This is a genomic window from Wohlfahrtiimonas populi, from assembly GCF_002006795.1.
Classification (GTDB): Bacteria; Pseudomonadota; Gammaproteobacteria; order Cardiobacteriales; family Wohlfahrtiimonadaceae; genus Wohlfahrtiimonas; species Wohlfahrtiimonas populi.
Genome location: NZ_MVDN01000001.1, coordinates 184243 through 201350, shown reverse-complemented (window position 1 = coordinate 201350; position 17108 = coordinate 184243). Strand labels below are relative to the sequence as shown.

Sequence of the window (17108 nt, the reverse complement as noted above, 5' to 3'; positions counted from 1 at the left end):
CTGAGTTAGAAAGTGAGTTTGATTGTGAGTCAAATAAATGAAAATTTGAGTTTACAGAGTAAAAGTATGCCCAGTTGTGAATGGTTGCTCACTATCATTTAAATCTATGATAATTTTTGTTACATCATTGATGTTTTTTGAATCACGGCTACCTGATGGTGAAACGCTGTAACGCATTGCTGAATTTAAACGTACAGGATCAACGCTGTTGAATTGCAATTTGCCTTGTACTTCGAATTCTGTTGCAAATAGTTTCATCAACGTTTTTAAGCCTGCTTTTGCAACGGCATAACTACCCCAATAAGCTTCATCACCGCCAGCAACTTCAGCATGATCAAAGAAGATCACAGAGCCAAATTTATCTGCTTTATTCAATAAAGGTAATAATGCTTGTGTTAAGTAAAATGGCGTATTCAATGTGGTATTGATGCTGAGTAACCATTTTTCAGGATTAGTATGTGCCAATGGCGTTAAGTTACCCAAGTTTGCAGCAGTATGAATAATGCCATCCAACTTACCGAACTCTGTTTCTAATGTTTCATACAATGCATAGAAATCTTCGTTAGTACATTTTGCAAAATCCATATATAGGATCGCAGGCTCTGCACCGCCTTCAGCAACGATTTGATCATACAAATCATCAATGAGTTTTTTCTTTTTTTCACGGCCTAAAAGAACAATCGTTGCTCCTTCTTTTGCTAATGCTAAAGCACTGTTTCTACCAACCATGCCTGTAACGCCAGTGATTAAAATTATTTTGCCTTGTAAGCGACTCATTATTTTACCTCTGTTGAATGATCTGTAAGTGGTTTCTCTGCATATAAAAGATAGTTCATGGAGAGATCCTTAATTAAATACGCCACGCGATTGAATGGATTAAAAGACATGCCGCGCGTTTCTTTCACTGTTAAGCCTGCTGTTTCGCAGTAATGACACAATTCAAATGGCGTGATGAATTTATCATAATCATGTGTACCTTTAGGTACAACTTTTAAGATATTTTCTGCTGCAAAAATTACCAATTGCTTTGCTTTGAATGTGCGGTTGATCGTCGATAAAAAGATCTTGCCACCTGGTTTTAAAAGTTTTGCACAAGCTCTTACAATGGATTGTGGATCTGGCACATGCTCAAGCATTTCTAAGCAAGTGATCACATCATAAGTTTCTGGTTGTAAATCTGCCAATGCTTCCACAGTGGATAGTTGATAATCAATGTTTAAACCTGTTTCATTAGCATGTTGACGTGCAACTTCTAATGCACCAATGGCTAAATCTACACCTGTAGAATCCGCACCACGATGCGCCAATCCTTCCGTGATGATTCCGCCACCGCAACCAACATCTAAAGCTTTAATACCATCTAATTGCGCAAATTCTGTAATGAATTCAAAACGAGTGGGATTGATATCATGCAAAGTTTGGAAGCTACCATTTGGTAACCACCAATCTTGCTGGTCAAATTTGTTGATCTCATCTTGAGAGACATTCTGCATAACTTCTTCTCCTAGCTATGAGCTATTGTTCTACTGGTTGAGGTGCAACCTGAGCTGGTTGTTGAGTCGGTGCACTTTGAGGCTGAGCTTGAGGTGTTTGCAAGTCTGATTGCAATAATTTAGAAAGCTCACTGATATTGATTTGTTGTAAAAACTTCGTTGGCAATAATTTAGAAATCATGTTTGCACTTGTTTCTACAAATGGTGCTAACTGTGCTTTTTGCCACATTGGAATACTATTTAAGCCTGCATTCATTGCGAATAAACCTAAAAATGCTATTACTAACCAGCCACGCAATAAGCCAAAGAACATGCCTAAGAAGCGATCAATGAATGAGATTTTTAAGAAGCGAATCATCAATGAAATGGCAAGATTCACTAAACCTGCTAAGAATAAAATGCCTAAGAATGTGATGGCATAACTTAAAATAGAAACGAGCAATTCTTCTGTTGAGCCTTCAGTGGCTACAAGATCAATTTTACCGCCACTGAGCGAATTCAATTGGCTAGGTAACATGGATGCTACATCTTGCGAAAAGTAGGCTGCCCCCCAAAAAGCAATAATCCATACAAGCAAAGAGAGGGCTTCTGTAATTAGCCCTCTGAAAAATGCGATGATGGTTGATAACCCAATAATGCCAATGATGGCAATGTCGATGTAGTTTAAATTGCTCATAATATCCCGTTATGAATTATTGAATTTGAATGATGTAGCTATTTTGCCCTTGGCGTTTTAAATCTGCTTGCACGTTTTTCGCATTGTCTTGTGTTTTCAATGGTCCGATACGTACTTTATATTGTCCTGATAAATAAGCAACTTCAGAAGAGTAACCACGTTTTCTATATTCCATCATTGCTTTATTGGCATTTTCTTTACTGGAATAAGAGCCCACTTGAACATACCATGTAAATTTAGGTTGTGCAGTAGCTTGAGCTTGGTTGTTAGCGCTAGATTTTGATTGCGTTGTTCCAATCAATTCAATTTTTGGCAATTGGTTAGTAGGTGCTTTTGCTTGATTGTTGTTTGTATTGTTTGGCTTGCTAGCAGTGTTATTGGGTCTGTTTTGAGCAGGGATTGCAGGCGCTTGTTGATTCGCTTCTGCTAATAATTGTTCTGCAATAGAAACATTAGGATCACGTTGTAGTTGAACAGGCATCATTGGTGCGGTGTTTGTATTTTGCTGATGAGTGACATTATTCCAAGTACTTTCTGAAATTGGGTCTGCATTGTTAGCTGTTTGACCGTTGTTAGGTAGCGTTGGAATTGGGTCGACAGAAATTGTTGGTGATTGAAAATCATCAAAGTTATTGCTCGGCATTGTTGTTGGCGTAGATGTCTGAGCATTGTTTTGTTGATTTGCAGGCGGTGTTGGGACTTTATATTCGTTGGACGAGAATAGGTGTGGCAAAATTAAGATCAATAATGCCAAAACAGCGATAGAGCCGACGATGCGTTGTTGTAATTTTTTATTCATAGTTTTATCTCTGATTAATCCAGTCTAATCCTTCACTTACTGTATGGAATGATCCAAACACTAAGATTATATCATCATTTTGTTTTAGGCTGAGCGCCTTTTGGCATGCGCTTGCGACAGAATTTTCTGTTAAAACAATATGATTATGATTTAAAAATGGTTCAATGCGTTCTTTCAGATGTTCTGCGGTTTGCCCACGATCGCCTTCTAAGGATGCTAAAACCCAACCATCGATATCATTTTTTAGCGCAGAAGCTAAGTTGGCGGCATCTTTATCTTTGAGCATACCTAAAACTGCAATGATTTTTTGGCCTTTTGCACGATAAGGTTTTAAAAGATTATGTAGGATCGCAGCACCTTGCGGATTATGGGTAACATCAAAGTAAAATTCACAGTGATTGTGAATGACTTTTTCAAATCGGCCTTTGAGCTGTGTATTCAATAAGCCATGAGCAATGATGGATTCAGTCAATTGATCTTTCATTGGGCTATTGAATAGGGCTGTGATTGCAGCGGCTGCATTTTGTAATTGATGATCACCTTGTAATTTCGGCATTGGGAAAGTAAAAGTATGATCTTGATAGTGATACTGCCAAGATGATTCATCCACTTTGTGATATTGAAAATCTTTGCCAGCATGCAAAAGCGATGCATGATTTTTTTGCGCTTGTTCAATGATAGAAATATTGGGCGCATTTTCTGCGGAAATCGCTAAAGCGTTGGGCTTAATGATGCCCGCTTTTTCAAATGCAATTTCAGTAATTGTATTGCCCAATAGATTGGTATGATCTAAATCTATCGGTGTAATGACAGAAAGATCAGCATCCACAATATTTGTAGCATCTAATCTGCCGCCTAAACCAACTTCCAATACAGCAATATCTATTTTATGTTTGTGAAATAGATAAAATGCTGCAAGTGTTGCGAATTCAAAATAAGTGAGTGTAATTTCACCGCGTGCAATTTGAATTGCTTCAAATGCTTCAATGATCTCTTCATCACTAGCTTCGATGCCATTGATTTGAATGCGCTCATTGAAACGATGCATATGTGGCGATGTATATAATCCAACGGAAACACTAGCAGATTGGCAAATGGATGCAATCGTATTGGTGGTAGAACCTTTACCATTAGTGCCCGCAACCGTAATGACAAATGGTGCGATGGGTAAAACATTCAATTGTTGGAAAACTTTTTGGATACGCTCTAACTTAAAATCCATCGCAAGTGGATGGATTTTTTCAAGTTCTGCTAACCATTGATTTAGGTCTTTACGCATTTTATTCTGCTGTTTCTTCCGCTTGTTGAAAAGAAGTTTCTGAGAAAGGTTCTGGCAATTGGTAAAGCTTAGATAAGATTGATGTAATTTCATTACGCATTTCACGGCGATCAATGATCATATCGATAGCACCTTTTTCCAATAAGAATTCACTTTGTTGGAAGCCTTCAGGTAATTTTTCACGAACAGTTTGTTCGATAACACGAGGGCCTGCAAAACCGATGAAAGCTTTGGGTTCAGCGATGATGATATCACCTAGCATCGCGAAACTTGCAGAAACACCACCATAAGTAGGGTGCGTTAATACAGAAATGAACGGGATTTTTTCATCATTCATTTTACCGATGATTGCAGATGTTTTCGCCATTTGCATTAAAGATGTTAAACCTTCTTGCATACGTGCGCCGCCACTAGCTGCGAACACGATTAATGGTCTACGTTCTGCAAATGCTAAATCTGCTGCACGCTTGAAACGCTCACCCACAACAGAACCCATGGATGCGCCCATGAAGTCAAATTCAAATGCACATGCAACCACAGGGATATTTTTTAACATACCTGACATTGCGATCATCGAATCTTTTTCGCCTGTTGCTTTTTGTGCTTTACTGATGCGATTTTTATAAGGCTCAACATCTTTAAAACCTAAGAAATCGATTGGCTCTAAATGGCCTGCAATTTCTTCAGTTGAACCTGTATCCAAGAAGTTTAATAGACGACTTCTTGCAGAAATTTTCATGTGGTGATCACATTTTGGGCAAACATTTAAGTTTTGCTCTAATTCTTGCTGATAAAGAATAGCATCACAGCTTTTACAGTTTTTCCAAATGCCTTCAGGTACTTTTTTATTAGGACTAGTACTTTTGATACGCATTGGGTTAAGACGGTCGAACCATGAACTCATTGATACACCTTTAACTAAGTTGAAGTGGATTAGCAATGATAAATTATTCCGGATAAATACTCAATAGAGTAGAATTTAATGGCATTCTTAATGCGGTCAATTTAAAAAGAGCGTATAATTGTGAACTCTTTTAGTCCTATATGATGAGCAAGACAAATGATGGATTCAGATTTACAGGCGTTGTATCAAGAAGTTATTCTTGATCACAATAAAAAACCTCGTAATTTTCGTGTGATTGATCCTGCAACGCATTCTGCCCGTGGGCATAATCCATTGTGTGGTGATCAAATTAAAGTATTTTTGACCGTTGATGACAATGGCGTGATTCAAGATGTGGCATTTAAAGGTGAAGGCTGTGCGATTTCAACAGCATCTAGTTCTTTAATGACAGAAGCTGTGAAAGGCAAAACGATTGAAGAAGCAGAAGCGCTTTATCATCTTTTCCATGATGCAGTGACATCTGATGATGACGTCGATAGCAGCGGTTTAGGTCGTTTAGCAATTTTGACTGGCGTTAAGAAATATCCTGCGCGCGTTAAATGTGCAACATTATCATGGCATGCGCTTCATGCAGCATTGACTGAAAATAACGAACCCGTTAAAACAGAATAACCTAAGGAATGATGAATGAGTGATGTAGAAAGATCACCGCATGAAGCGGTTATTTACTATGCTGAAGGTGTTGAAAAGACAGAAGCAAGTGAAGCGTTAGTTGAAGATATCATTGCGAACATTAAGCGCGTATATGACCCTGAAATTCCAGTGGATATTTACGAATTGGGCTTGGTTTATGTAATCGAATTTTTGGATACAACAGAAGACAATTTCAAAATCAAAGTAGATATGACATTGACAGCGCCAGGTTGCCCAGTGGCAGGTTCTATGCCTGAGTGGGTGCAAAACGCAGTGATGGCTTCACCTGAAATTACAGAATGTGTTGTGGATTTAGTTTGGGAACCCTTCTGGACGCCAGAGCGTATGTCTTTACGTGCTAAATTAGAACTCAACATGCTTTAAGTATAGATTGCTGAAAGCATTGTTAGAAACCTCACTGATGTGAGGTTTTTTATTATCAAAATATTATTAATAATAGATCGTGATTATTAGAAATAAAATATATAAATAATTATTGATTGCAAATGATAATCATTATCATTAATATATGCGCTTTTTCATGAGGAAATCATGTTAGGCGTTGAGATAAAGCAGTATCAGATTAAGCCATTGGCAATTATTGTGGCATGTTTATTAACAGGACAAATGGTTTATGCCGAAGATGATCCACTGAAGAAAAAAGAAGAGAGTATTGATGAGCAATCAGCGATTAATTTATCGCAAGTAGTGGTGCAAGTCACATCACAAAGCATCATTGGAATTGATCAAGGATTAGGTGCTAGCGAAGTAGGGAAAAGCACATTAAACCAAACGCAGTTGGATATTATTCAAGGTAGTAATATGGCTTCTGTCTTGGATAAGATGCCTGGTGTGACAATGGGCGGAAGCCCAAGGCCTGGTGGGCAGGTTTTGAATATTTGGGGGATGAGTGATACGCAATCTGTACCCATTATGGTGGATGGTGCACTGAAAACTTTTGGTAAATATCGTCAAGGGACATTATTCGTTGATCCTGATTTGATCAAGCAAGTGACAGTCAACAAAGGGGCTTTCAGTCCTGATGTTGGTAATGGTGGTTTTGGTGGTAATGTTCAATTGACGACAAAAGATGCTAAAGATTTCTTAAGAGAGAATCAAAATTTAGGTGCTTTTATCAAATATGGCCATCACACTAATAATGACCAAGATAATTATACTGCGGCAATTTATGGGCAATCTAAAAATCAGATCATTAATGGTTTGATTTATTACACCAATAGCCAATCGAATGATGTCCGCTTAGCCAATCATGAAAAATATCGTGGTTCATCTATGGATCAGTATAGCTATTTGGCTAAAAGTAATATTTATTTAGGCGAAGAGGCAAAATTAACGTTATCGGCTTCTAATACACAATATAAAGGTTGGATGCCCTTTGCTGCAATGGGCGGTAATACGATTACAACTGAGCCTAATAATGGCTATGATTGGAAGCGTCGAATTTTTTATCGTGATCAACATGATAAAAATTACAGTGCGAATTTTGAATATTTGCCATCAGAGAATCCTTTCATTAATTTTAAAGCTGATGTTGCATATTCTGAAACTAAACAGCATGATCAAAAAATTTCACCTGTGCCTGGGCAAAAACCACCATCAATTTTATTATCAACTTTTGGTAAAGAGAATTGGACAACCTATAAAAATACCAACATTCATTTAAGAAATAGCAGTGTTTTTAATACAGGTGAGATTCAGCATAATGTCACTGTGGGTTTGCAATATTTACGTAAGCAGCAAACAGCAACGATGTTTTATGATAGCGGTAAATATGGCAAGCAAGAATTCAATTATGGTTACTTTACGCCACCATTTTTGCCGGCAGGTCGTCAAACGATCACAAGTGCTTACATTGCAGATGAAATTAAATGGGGCGATTTTACAGTGACGCCATCGTTACGTTATGATCATGTAAAAAACCAGAGCTTTGGCAATATTGCGGGTTATGCTTCTACAAACCCTAGAGATGGTCATGATTATCGCTCTGTAAAATATGAAGGATTCTCACCGAGATTATCTGTTTATTGGCAACCCACTAATACATGGGCATTGTTTACAGATTATTCACATAGCTGGCAATCACCTAATATTCATGATCAATATACAGTGCAAACAGCAGGCACAAGTGGGCCTAATGGCACAAGCCGTGATTTAGGGAAAGAGAAATTACGTGCATTACGTTTGGGCGGTATGTTGAATTTACAAAATGTGATTGCTTCAGATGATCGTTTAACATTCCAAGTGACAGGCTTCCACAATAAGGTTAAAAATGAGGTCATTCGTAAAATTGGCGCAATTTACTGTGAAGAGCATCATCTAACAGGAAGTAATAAAGCTTGTGGTAAACCGATGAGTTCATATCATAATGGCCCAGGTTATACGATTAAGGGACTAGAGTTAGATTTTAAATATGACAGTGAATATGTTTTTGGTGGATTAGCTGCAACTATTATTAAGGGGAAGCGTAAGGGCTCACCACGTAATATTTGGCAAGAAAATGGTACTTGGTTGCGAGATATTCCACCAAGAGAATTGACGGCAACCATTGGTTTTAATATTCCTCAATATAATTTTAGTTTAGGTTGGCAAAGTAAAATGGTACGTAAACAAACAAGATCACCTGTCACACTAGATCCTAAAGCAGGTGCATTAAGCTATCCATTAACACCAGGTTATTCAGTACACAATATCTTCATGGTTTATCAACCTTATGGTGATAAAGGCCCAAAGGTTAACTTAACTGTAGATAACCTCTTTAATAAGAATTATTCGCCGTATTTAAGCGAAAAAGTACCTGCACCAGGACGAGATATCCGCTTGAGTGTTTTATATCAATTTTAGTATGATTTAAGCGGTATTTGAATGAAAGCCGCAATTGAAGGATTGTGGCTTTTTTATTATTATTAATTGATAAAATTATATAGGTAATAAAAAAGCTCTGATTGCTCAGAGCTTTTAATAATGACTTAGAAATTAACTGATGATTAATCAGATTCTTTCAACATTTTTTCCAAGTAATGGATATCCGTGCCACCTTTGATGAAGTTAGGATCGTTTAAGATCTTCAAGTGCAATGAGATATTTGTTTTGATGCCTTCGATCACAGTTTCTTGCAATGCGTTACGTAAACGAGCGATTGCAATATCACGTGTATGACCATGAGCAATAATTTTACCGATCATTGAGTCATAGTAAGGTGGAACTTTGTAACCAGCATAGATATGAGTATCTACACGGATGCCAGGGCCACCAGGTGGGACGAATGTTGTGATTGTTCCTGGTGAAGGTAAGAATGATTTTGGATCTTCGGCATTGATACGGCATTCGATCGCATGGCCAGAGAACTTGATATCTTCTTGTGTGAATTTTAATGGCTTACCATTTGCGATATCAATTTGTGCACGGATTAAGTCGATGCCTGTCACTAATTCAGAAACAGGATGCTCAACTTGAATACGTGTATTCATTTCGATGAAGTAGAATTCGCCGTTTTCATACAAGAATTCAAATGTACCAGCACCACGATAACCAATGCGCTTACATGCATTAACACAAGCTTCACCAATGCGAGCACGTTCTTCTTCTGTGATGCCTGGAGCCAATGCTTCTTCTAATACTTTTTGGTGACGGCGTTGCATAGAACAATCGCGTTCACCTAAGAATACAGCATTGCCATGTTCATCAGACAATACTTGAATTTCTACATGGCGAGGTTTTTCTAAGAATTTTTCCATGTAAACCATTGGATTGCCAAATGCAGCACTTGCTTCTGCTTTTGTTAATTCAATAGAAGACAATAATTCTTTAGCATCATGAACAACACGCATACCACGACCACCGCCGCCGCCTGAAGCTTTGATGATGACAGGATAGCCGATTTCAGCTGCTAATTTTAAGTTTGCATTGCCATCTTCAGTTAATGCACCTGGCGAACCTGGAACGCAAGGAACACCAGCTTCAATCATTGCTTTTTTCGCAGAAACTTTATCACCCATTAGACGTATTGTTTCAGCGCGTGGGCCGATGAAGATGAATCCTGATTCTTCAACACGCTCAGCAAAGTCAGCATTTTCAGCCAAGAAACCATAACCAGGATGGATTGCATCTGCATCAGTTAATTCTGCTGCTGCAATCAATTGTGGCATGTTCAAGTAGCTTGAAAAAGATTGTGGTGGTCCGATACAAATAGAATCATCTGCTAAAAGCACATGTTTTAAGTCTCTATCTGCTGTGGAGTAAACCGCAACAGTTTCAATGTTCATTTCTTTACAAGCTCGCAAAATGCGTAGTGCAATTTCACCACGATTCGCGATTAGTATTTTTTTAATCATGGAATTGTCCTTATCTTATTCAAGAATGAAGAGCGGTTGATCGAATTCCACTGGCTCACCATTTTGAACAAGGATCGATACAACTTTTCCTGAGATTTCCGCTTCGATCTGATTAAACATTTTCATTGCTTCTACGATACAAACAGTGTCACCAATGTTAACTGTTTCGCCAACGCCTGTGAATGCTTTAGATGTTGGAGATGCTGCTGTGTAGAAAGTACCAACCATTGGTGAACGAATCACTTTACCTTCTGGTAATGCTGGTGTTGCAGGCGCTGCCACTTGAGGAGCTGCGGGTGCTGCCGTTGTTGCAACGATTTGTTGCATTGGGTTGAATGCAGGTACAGCTGGTGCAACGTGTGCTACTGCTGCGCCTTGTGTATTACGGCTAATACGGATTGAACCTTCGCCTTCAATGATTTCGATTTCAGAAATTGTTGATTCATCAACTAGGTCAATCAAATTTTTAATTTTACGAATATCCATGAGTTTGTATTCTCCTACGACAAAGTTATTAATTATCTTGATGAGATGATATTTTGGGCGCGATAGAGCGCAAGCTCGTAGCCAAAAAGACCATGTCCCACCAGAATTCCTGAAGCAACATCTGATAAATATGAGTGATGTCTAAAATGTTCACGAGCATACACGTTTGAAATATGGATTTCTATAAAAGGAATCTGTACGCTTAAAAAAGCATCACGAATTCCAATACTTGTGTGTGTATATGCGCCTGGATTTATGATGATCACATCAACGTTATTAGCTTTTGCTTGTTGAATCTGCGTGATGATTTCGCCTTCAATGTTAGATTGAAAGCAGGTAAGAGCGAACTCTAGTTGTTTTGCTTTTTCTGTCAGCTGTTCTTCTAGTTGTATGAGTGTGGTTGAACCATAGATATGCGGCTCCCTAGTTCCAATCATATTAAGGTTGGGACCATTGATTAACAATACCTTAGGAGAGTCTGTTATAGACATGTTGCCTCATAGTAGTGACATAAAATAGGGTAATTATACGTATATCACTTCAAAGTTTCAAAATTTTAGTGAAATTCGTTGAAAATTATCAGTTGAAGGATGCTAGCAGATATTGTTGAATATATAAAACTAAAAATTCAAAAGTGAATGAAAAGNAATATGGATTTCTATAAAAGGAATCTGTACGCTTAAAAAAGCATCACGAATTCCAATACTTGTGTGTGTATATGCGCCTGGATTTATGATGATCACATCAACGTTATTAGCTTTTGCTTGTTGAATCTGCGTGATGATTTCGCCTTCAATGTTAGATTGAAAGCAGGTAAGAGCGAACTCTAGTTGTTTTGCTTTTTCTGTCAGCTGTTCTTCTAGTTGTATGAGTGTGGTTGAACCATAGATATGCGGCTCCCTAGTTCCAATCATATTAAGGTTGGGACCATTGATTAACAATACCTTAGGAGAGTCTGTTATAGACATGTTGCCTCATAGTAGTGACATAAAATAGGGTAATTATACGTATATCACTTCAAAGTTTCAAAATTTTAGTGAAATTCGTTGAAAATTATCAGTTGAAGGATGCTAGCAGATATTGTTGAATATATAAAACTAAAAATTCAAAAGTGAATGAAAAGTTTAAAATAATATATTGATGACTAAAAGAAGATTAAAAACGGTATAAAAATTCAATTTTTAATCCCTATATTATAAAAATTTTTAACATAAAATATTTTTAGCTGATTACAAAGTACATTGTTTAATTAATGTATTTATCTATCTTTTTTGATTTTAATAAAAATTTTATTCAATTTTTATTAATGTGCCTTTTAAAGTTTTGATGTGGTTTTTGGTGAGATTATTTTTCATTGTGCTAAAATTACGCACTTTAAATTGATTGGACATTGATATAGATGTTTGAATTAAATGGAAAAGAAACCAAAAATTACTTTTATTTAATCTTTATTTTTATCGCCGCTGTATTAGTATCAGCGTGCGCTAGTGCAAACACAACGCCAAGCTCTACGTCTAAAACAGGCACAAATAATAGCCGTACTGAAAAGCTATTGATTGATGATTTTGCTAAACATAGACAATTAGCAAAAGAAGTGAATCATAAAGAAGTACAGAAGCACATCAAGAATTTTATGAAAGATCCTCGTATTTTTGATCACCTTGATTCAGAACGTTTGGTGATTATGAGCTATATCTTAACTGAGATTAAAAAGCGTGATATGCCAGCTGAGTTGGCGATGATTCCTTTAATTGAGAGTAGTTATAAGCCTGCGGCTTCTAACAATGGTCAATACATTGGATTGTGGCAATTTGGTAAGCAAACTGCGAAAAATTTCGGTATTGATGTGCACAATAATTATGATGGTCGTTATAGCCCAGCTGCTTCCACGAAGGCTGCTTTGGATTACCTTGAGTATTTGAACAAAATGTTTGATGGCGATTGGCTATTAACAATGGCTGCTTATAATGCGGGCGAAGGTCGTGTTTTAAGAAGCATGAAAACCAATCGTAAAAAAGGTAAGGGCACGGATTATTGGAGTATTGAGCTACCTCAAATCACGAGAGCTTATATTCCTAAAGTGTTAGCTTTGTCTGAAGTGATTTCTGAGCGTGACAAACTTGCAAGCATTGATCAGAATGATATTCCGAAATTAGTGCGTGTTAGAACAGATAGCCCTGAGCAATTGAAGAAAATCATTAAAGCTTCAGATGTTCCTCAGAAAGTAATTGAGTTCTATAACCCTAATATCGCGAAACGTAATAGCGTGAAAGGTATTATGTTGCCAGAAACTGAAATTAAGCACCTTAAAGGCGTGCCTAAAAAAGAGTTAGATAAATACATTATTTATGGCTCTTCTTCGAAGAAAACAATGAAATCATAATTCAATTTGGATATTGTCTTATCATTTTTCATGCGTACAATAATCGTTTGCTTAGAATCTAGAACGAGACATTAAACTTATGAAAACAAGACAACCATCCGTATTGGGCGGTGCGATGATTGCCGCCGGCACAATGATCGGTGCTGGCATGTTAACATTGCCAATCGTATCAGCAGGTATGTGGTTTACATGGACAATTTTTATCATGTTGCTCACCACATTCTTTATGCAAAATTCAGCAGAAGAAATTCTAGAAGTAAACTTGAACTATCCAGAAGGTTCAAGTTTTCATACTTTAGTGCAAGATAACTTAGGGCACTTTGCATCCATCATTAATGGTTTATCGGTGGCATTTGTTCTCTATATTCTTTTATATGCTTATGTGGATGGTTCTGGTTCTGTGATTCAAAATGCGCTTCAAGTGAATTTTGATATTGCGATGCCAAAAGCAATGGCAGGTTTGATCTTTGCTGTTATATTCTCAATTTTAGTTTGGTGGGGCGCTAAAGCCGTTGATCGCATCTCTACCATTTTAATGTTCGTAATGTTCATTACGCTATTTGCAGCATTGACGGGTTTATTGAAATCTATCTCCATCCCAAATTTATTTGAACCATCAGGTGAATCTAGCTTTGCAATTTATGCATTTGCAAGTTTGCCATTTTTCTTAACATCATTCTGCTTCCATGCAAGCGTACCAAGCTTTGTGAAATATTATGGTCGTGATGGTGGTAAAAAAATTCGTTTAGCCATAGCGATTGGTATGATTTTAACGTTGATTTTCTATGGCGTTTGGATGCTTGGCATTATGGGTAATATTCCACGTGTTCAATTCTTAGAAGTTGCACAAGCTAAAGATGGCTTGGTGTGGTTATTGAATACTGTGAATTTATCTGAAATGTTCAGAACAATTTTGAAATTCTTCATGTTCTTTGCAGTTGTGACATCATTCTTGGGTGCTGGCTTAGGTTTGTTCGATTATATTGCAGACTTGTGTAAATTTGATGATTCAGCATTAGGCCGTGCAAAAACAGCTGTGATTACATTCATTCCACCAACAATTTTGGGCATGAGCTTGCCAGGTGGATTCATCGTGGCTATTGGTTTTGCAGGTCTGTTTGCGGCAATTTGGTCTGTGATTATTCCGGGTATGATGGTGATTGCACATCGTAAGAAAGCAGGCAATGAAAAGTCTGTATTCAGAGCAATGGGTGGAAAATGGATGCCATACATCGTGATCATTTACGGTGTGATCGCAGCAGTATCACATTTGTTAGTTGAAGTTTTCCATTGGAACGCGCTAAACTTCCTCGCACCATAATTGTTGCTTTGCATTGATGAATTTAAAGGAGCCATCCATGAATACTACTCAACCTGAATTAATGTACTTAGATTTTGCTGTAATGATGCAATTATCAGAGTTGAGCTCAGGCTTACAAACATATTTGGATAAAGAGACAGCTGAAGAAATGAGCCGTAAAGTGACAGCATCACTTCAGCAATTATACCCAGCGTTATCTGATGCGGGCGTTGTATTCGTGGGTGCAGGCTACCAAGTGGCGCAGATCATGCGCCCGAAATTCCCGATCTACCATGAGATGACAGAAGTGTCTAAAATTAACTTTAGACCGAATAACTTTGAACCATCCATTGTGACAATCACTGCAAAAGATGGTGAGTTTTCTGTGAATGCATTCAATAAAGATACTCAATCACCTGATCCTTTATATATTTTCCCAGCATTGTTGGTGTTGCCAAAAAATGAAGCGAATCAAGCATTGGCGGATAATATTGAGCAAACAATTTCTCAAGAAGGAATTGTGACTGAAGTCCTAAGCCCAATGATCGAAAGTGCATTGCAATGCAAAATTGCCCACATGCACATGATCACCTTGAGCGATATCAGCAGTTTCTACGCAACGCAGTTAATTCAAATTAACTTAGAACCTTTATGGGAAGTGATGAAGCATATTATTTTTGATATGGGTTCAACATTCCAAGTATTGGGCAGTGGTCATTTGGTATTGTGGAATGGGCAGGAAGTGGTATTCATTGTGCCAGCGAAAGATATCTATACAGAAATCTTTGGTGGCGGTGAAAATGATTATGTTTTCTATAAGCAAACATTAAAGCGTTTAAAATTATTGTTAACAGATCATGGCATTCAATTCTCAGAATTTGTTTCTCACGATGCAAAATTTTTCTTAACCACACAAACTTTAGAAAGTTCACTTAACTATATAAAATAGTTTAATAAATTTGAACTGAGCTTTGTGCTTTGAGCGAATAACATTGATTCAAATAATAATTTGTTGACATAATTTGCTCATAAATTTCGCATATATCTTATAATTGGAAGGATTTATGAAATAGTATTCATAAATCCTTTGTTTTTACTACGATCACTCGGACATAAAACGGCCCAATGAAGACCTTCTATATAATATTAATCTTAATCACAATGGTGTCTCTATCAGATGTAATTAGACGCTTATTGCCTTTCAAAGTACCTTTACCACTCTTACAAATTATTCTTGGCGCAGCCATTGCATTTCCATCATTTGGATTGCATGTGGAATTTGATCCTGATCTTTTCCTATTTTTATTCATCCCACCATTATTATTCGCAGATGGTCGCAGAATGCCATTTCATGAATTTATGGGATCTCGTTGGGAAATCATTAGCCTTGCGCTATTTTTAGTTTTTGCAACGGTTGTGGGGTTGGGTTTATTCATTCCAACATTGATGCCAGACATTCCATTAGCGGTTGCCTTTGCATTGGCAGCAGTTTTATCGCCAACGGATGCTGTGGCATTGTCAGGCATTGTAGGCAAAGGTCGATTGCCTAAAAAAATGAGTAAAGTTTTAGAAGGGGAAGCATTGCTGAATGATGCTTCAGCCTTAGTTTCATTAAAATACGCAGTTGCCATTATCATGGGCACAATGGTATTTAAAACCAGTAAAGATTACGCTGAAATGGGCGTGAACTTTGTATTGATGGCAGGTGGCGGCGTTTTAATTGGCTTTGGCGTGACATGGTTTTATGTACGTTTAGTTCGTATCTTAACGAAATTGAAAGGTGATGAAACTGCCATTCAGATGATCTTCTTACTGCTATTGCCATTCTTGGTTTATGTCGTGGCTGAACATTTAGGAGCATCAGGCATTTTAGCAGCTGTAGTTGCTGGGATGACTGTCACTTACAGTAATACAATGAGCACAGTTTCCATTTCAATGCGCTTTCAGGCGAATAGTATTTGGACGGTTTTAGAATATCTATTGAACGGCATAGTGTTCTTAATGTTAGGTTTACAAATTCCGGGCATCATTGAATATTCAATTGAGCGTGTTGCCAGTGATAATGGCATAGATTTATTCAGTTTAGTTTCTGATATTTTCATCATTTATGGCATGTTGATGTTTGTGCGATTCTTATGGTTAGTTGCCATGAAGCATTTGCGCAAAATATTGCATCTAAAAAAAGGCTTAGTTTTTGAACATTTCAGCACAAAAGAACTAGTAGTGATGACATTTGCGGGTGTTCGTGGTGCTGTAACATTGGCTGCTGCTTTATCTATTCCGTTATACATTAGTACATCACCGACATTTGTTTCTGTGCCTGCGCGTTATCAAGTAATCTTCATTGCCATCGGTGTAATCATTCTTTCTTTGTTGGTGGCGGTGTTTATTTTGCCATTGTTGTTGAAAGGTTTTACCTTAGATAATGATGAAATTGAGCAGGAGATTAAAGTTGCGAAAGCTGCGATGCAACAAGTGGCTTTATCTAGCATGCAAATTTTGGAAACACGCTTAGTCAGCAACAATGAATTGAAGCTTGATCCGCAACATATTACAGATATTCATAATCATGTGGCGCGTGGTATTCGTCAATCTTTAGGGATTTCTGATGCTGAAACTGAGTATTATGATTTATTAGAATTACGCTTCCGTTTGGCAGCGATTCGAGCTGAGCGCGCTGAATTGATGAGATTAAAATCAACACGACAAATTAGTGAAGAAACTGCTAATAAATTGCGATATGATCTCGATCTTCTAGAGACGATCTTAGCGGGTCGTGAAAAACAGAGTTAAAATTTAACAA

Annotated in this window: 17 protein-coding genes; 7 read left to right on the top strand and 10 right to left on the bottom strand. The window is 37.5% G+C overall.

All coding sequences use genetic code 11. The features are described 5' to 3' along the window. Positions 1 to 51: 51 nt before the first annotated feature. The 6 genes from BZK16_RS01030 to accD are packed head-to-tail and all read right to left on the bottom strand — an operon-like array spanning position 52 to position 5151. Positions 52 to 777, bottom strand: a complete 726-nt coding sequence (locus tag BZK16_RS01030) for an SDR family NAD(P)-dependent oxidoreductase (RefSeq protein WP_077927043.1) — start codon at positions 775 to 777, stop codon at positions 52 to 54. Continuing rightward, positions 777 to 1493: a bifunctional 2-polyprenyl-6-hydroxyphenol methylase/3-demethylubiquinol 3-O-methyltransferase UbiG gene (gene ubiG / locus BZK16_RS01025; protein ID WP_077927042.1), complete on the bottom strand. Its 717-nt coding sequence runs from the start codon at positions 1491 to 1493 to the stop codon at positions 777 to 779. Before ubiG ends, BZK16_RS01030 begins: the two co-directional genes overlap by 1 nt. 22 nt (positions 1494 to 1515) lie before the next feature. Continuing rightward, positions 1516 to 2169: a CvpA family protein gene (locus tag BZK16_RS01020; protein ID WP_077927041.1), complete on the bottom strand. Its 654-nt coding sequence runs from the start codon at positions 2167 to 2169 to the stop codon at positions 1516 to 1518. A gap of 16 nt (positions 2170 to 2185) precedes the next feature. Beyond that, positions 2186 to 2968 (bottom strand): SPOR domain-containing protein, encoded by a 783-nt coding sequence (locus BZK16_RS01015; RefSeq protein WP_077927040.1) that lies wholly within the window; start codon positions 2966 to 2968, stop codon positions 2186 to 2188. A gap of 4 nt (positions 2969 to 2972) precedes the next feature. Beyond that, a complete protein-coding gene (gene folC, locus BZK16_RS01010) occupies positions 2973 to 4247 on the bottom strand; it encodes a bifunctional tetrahydrofolate synthase/dihydrofolate synthase (RefSeq protein ID WP_077927039.1) in 1275 nt (424 codons plus the stop codon). A 1-nt stretch (position 4248) separates the two neighbouring features. Then, positions 4249 to 5151: an acetyl-CoA carboxylase, carboxyltransferase subunit beta gene (gene accD / locus BZK16_RS01005; protein ID WP_077927038.1), complete on the bottom strand. Its 903-nt coding sequence runs from the start codon at positions 5149 to 5151 to the stop codon at positions 4249 to 4251. Positions 5152 to 5307: 156 nt separating this feature from the next. Here accD and sufU point away from each other — a divergent pair, with 156 nt between their 5' ends. The 3 genes from sufU to BZK16_RS00990 all read left to right on the top strand — a co-directional run bounded on the left by sufU (position 5308) and on the right by BZK16_RS00990 (position 8646). After that, positions 5308 to 5763 carry a Fe-S cluster assembly sulfur transfer protein SufU gene (gene sufU, locus BZK16_RS01000; RefSeq protein ID WP_198932420.1) on the top strand — a complete coding sequence of 152 codons (456 nt, stop codon included), beginning with the start codon at positions 5308 to 5310 and terminating at the stop codon, positions 5761 to 5763. Between the two features lie 15 nt (positions 5764 to 5778). Then, a complete protein-coding gene (locus BZK16_RS00995; protein ID WP_077927037.1) occupies positions 5779 to 6168 on the top strand; it encodes an iron-sulfur cluster assembly protein in 390 nt (129 codons plus the stop codon). Between the two features lie 168 nt (positions 6169 to 6336). Beyond that, on the top strand, positions 6337 to 8646 hold the full coding sequence (locus BZK16_RS00990; RefSeq protein WP_077927036.1) for a TonB-dependent hemoglobin/transferrin/lactoferrin family receptor: 2310 nt from the start codon (positions 6337 to 6339) through the stop codon (positions 8644 to 8646). Between the two features lie 143 nt (positions 8647 to 8789). Here the strand turns inward: BZK16_RS00990 and accC are convergent, their stop codons facing one another. The 4 genes from accC to BZK16_RS00970 form a co-directional block, all read right to left on the bottom strand. Further along, positions 8790 to 10136, bottom strand: coding sequence for an acetyl-CoA carboxylase biotin carboxylase subunit (accC, locus tag BZK16_RS00985; RefSeq protein ID WP_077927035.1), 1347 nt, complete (start codon positions 10134 to 10136; stop codon positions 8790 to 8792). Between the two features lie 15 nt (positions 10137 to 10151). Then, complete coding sequence (gene accB, locus BZK16_RS00980; RefSeq protein WP_077927034.1) at positions 10152 to 10622, bottom strand: acetyl-CoA carboxylase biotin carboxyl carrier protein; 471 nt, start codon at positions 10620 to 10622, stop codon at positions 10152 to 10154. Between the two features lie 32 nt (positions 10623 to 10654). Next, complete coding sequence (gene aroQ / locus BZK16_RS00975; RefSeq protein ID WP_077927033.1) at positions 10655 to 11113, bottom strand: type II 3-dehydroquinate dehydratase; 459 nt, start codon at positions 11111 to 11113, stop codon at positions 10655 to 10657. Between the two features lie 129 nt (positions 11114 to 11242). Next, positions 11243 to 11590 carry a type II 3-dehydroquinate dehydratase gene (locus tag BZK16_RS00970; protein ID WP_077927032.1) on the bottom strand — a complete coding sequence of 116 codons (348 nt, stop codon included), beginning with the start codon at positions 11588 to 11590 and terminating at the stop codon, positions 11243 to 11245. 431 nt (positions 11591 to 12021) lie between these two features. Between BZK16_RS00970 and BZK16_RS00965 the strand changes: the two genes are divergently transcribed. From BZK16_RS00965 to BZK16_RS00950, 4 genes are all read left to right on the top strand, one after another. Beyond that, positions 12022 to 13005 (top strand): transglycosylase SLT domain-containing protein, encoded by a 984-nt coding sequence (locus BZK16_RS00965; protein ID WP_077927031.1) that lies wholly within the window; start codon positions 12022 to 12024, stop codon positions 13003 to 13005. Between the two features lie 79 nt (positions 13006 to 13084). Next, positions 13085 to 14326 (top strand): aromatic amino acid transport family protein, encoded by a 1242-nt coding sequence (locus BZK16_RS00960; protein WP_077927030.1) that lies wholly within the window; start codon positions 13085 to 13087, stop codon positions 14324 to 14326. Between the two features lie 37 nt (positions 14327 to 14363). Then, positions 14364 to 15254, top strand: coding sequence for a hypothetical protein (locus BZK16_RS00955; protein ID WP_077927029.1), 891 nt, complete (start codon positions 14364 to 14366; stop codon positions 15252 to 15254). 176 nt (positions 15255 to 15430) lie between these two features. Next, positions 15431 to 17098: a Na+/H+ antiporter gene (locus BZK16_RS00950; RefSeq protein ID WP_077927028.1), complete on the top strand. Its 1668-nt coding sequence runs from the start codon at positions 15431 to 15433 to the stop codon at positions 17096 to 17098. The last annotated feature ends 10 nt before the right edge of the window (positions 17099 to 17108 follow it).